General features: G+C 65.8%; 1 protein-coding gene. It reads right to left on the bottom strand.

All coding sequences use genetic code 11. The features are described 5' to 3' along the window. On the bottom strand, nucleotides 1–1,754 hold a 1,754-nt coding region (tkt, locus tag CAG11_RS32870; RefSeq protein ID WP_218191893.1), incomplete at both ends, for a transketolase.

Here is a 1,754-nt window from a genome sequence, read left to right as displayed (position 1 = left end):
TCGGTCGACGGCATCGACACCACGCGCACCTTGCGGCCCGCCGCGGTCAGCTTGTCCGCCGCCTCCACCGTGATGCCCACTTCGGAGCCGGTGGCAATCAGGATAACGTCCGGCGTGCCCGCGCAGTCTTTCAGCACGTAGCCGCCGCGGTACACGTTCGCCAGCTGCTCTGCGGTGCGCGGCTGCTGGGTCAGGTTCTGGCGCGAGAACACCAGCGTGGTCGGGCCGTCGTTGCGCTCGATGCCGTACTGCCACGCCACCGCCGATTCCACCTGGTCACACGGACGCCAGGTGCTCATGTTCGGGGTCACGCGCAGGCTCGCCAGCTGCTCCACCGGCTGGTGGGTCGGGCCGTCTTCGCCCAGACCGATGGAGTCGTGGGTGTAGACGAACACGTTGCGCAGCTTCATCAGCGCCGCCATGCGCACCGCGTTGCGGGCGTATTCCACGAACATCAGGAAGGTCGCCGAGTACGGCAGGAAGCCGCCGTGCAGCGCGATGCCGTTGGTGATGGCGGTCATGCCGAACTCGCGCACGCCGTAATGAATGTAGTTGCCCGCCGGGTCAACGTTCAGCGCTTTCGAACCGGACCACATGGTCAGGTTGCTCGGCGCCAGGTCGGCGGAGCCGCCCAGGAACTCCGGCAGCACCTTGCCGAACGCTTCCAGCGCGTTCTGCGACGCCTTGCGGCTGGCGATGTTGGCCGGGTTGGCCTGCAGTTTTTCCACGAACGCTTTGGCGTCCGCTTTCCAGTCCGCCGGCAGCTCGCCGTTCATGCGGCGCTTGAACTCGGCGGCCAGTTCCGGGAAGGCCCTGGCGTAGGCGGCGAACTTGTCGTTCCAGGCCGCTTCTTTGGCCTGACCGGCTTCCCTGGCGTCCCACTGGGCGTAGATGTCCTGCGGGATTTCAAAGGCGGCGTATTTCCAGCCCAGCGCTTCGCGGGTGGCGGCCACTTCGGCGGCGCCCAGCGCGGCGCCGTGCACGTCATGGGTGCCGGCCTTGTTCGGCGAGCCGAAGCCGATAACGGTCTTGCACATCAGCAGCGACGGCTTGTCGGTCACCTTGCGGGCTTCTTCAATCGCGGCCTTGATGGCGTCCGGGTTGTGGCCGTCGACGTTGCGCACCACGTGCCAGCCGTAGGCTTCGAAACGCAGGGCGGTGTCGTCGGTGAACCAGCCGTCGACGTGGCCGTCGATGGAGATGCCGTTGTCATCGTAGAAGGCGGTCAGCTTGCCGAGCTTGAGGGTGCCGGCCAGGGAGCAGACTTCGTGCGAGATGCCTTCCATCATGCAGCCGTCGCCCATGAAGGCGTAGGTGTGGTGATCGACGATGTCGTGGCCAGGGCGGTTGAACTGCGCCGCCAGGGTGCGTTCGGCGATGGCGAAGCCGACGGCGTTGGCGATACCCTGGCCCAGCGGGCCGGTGGTGGTCTCAACGCCCGGGGTGTAACCATACTCCGGGTGGCCCGGGGTTTTGGAATGGAGCTGACGGAAGTTTTCCAGCTCGCGCATCGGCAGGTCGTAGCCGGTGAGGTGCAGGAGGCTGTAAATCAACATGGAGCCGTGGCCGTTGGAGAGCACGAAACGGTCGCGGTCAGCCCAGTGCGGGTTAGTCGGGTTGTGGTTGAGGTAGTCACGCCACAGGACTTCGGCGATGTCCGCCATGCCCATAGGGGCCCCCGGGTGGCCGGAATTTGCTTTTTGTACGGCGTCCATGCTGAGTGCGCGGATGGCGTTGGCAAGCTCTTTACGAGA

The sequence above is a fragment of the Pseudomonas sp. B6(2017) genome, assembly GCF_002112765.1.
Lineage (GTDB): Bacteria > Pseudomonadota > Gammaproteobacteria > Pseudomonadales > Pseudomonadaceae > Aquipseudomonas > Aquipseudomonas piscis.
The sequence above is the reverse complement of the archived record's forward strand: the minus strand, read 5'-3'. Positions and strand labels throughout refer to the sequence as shown.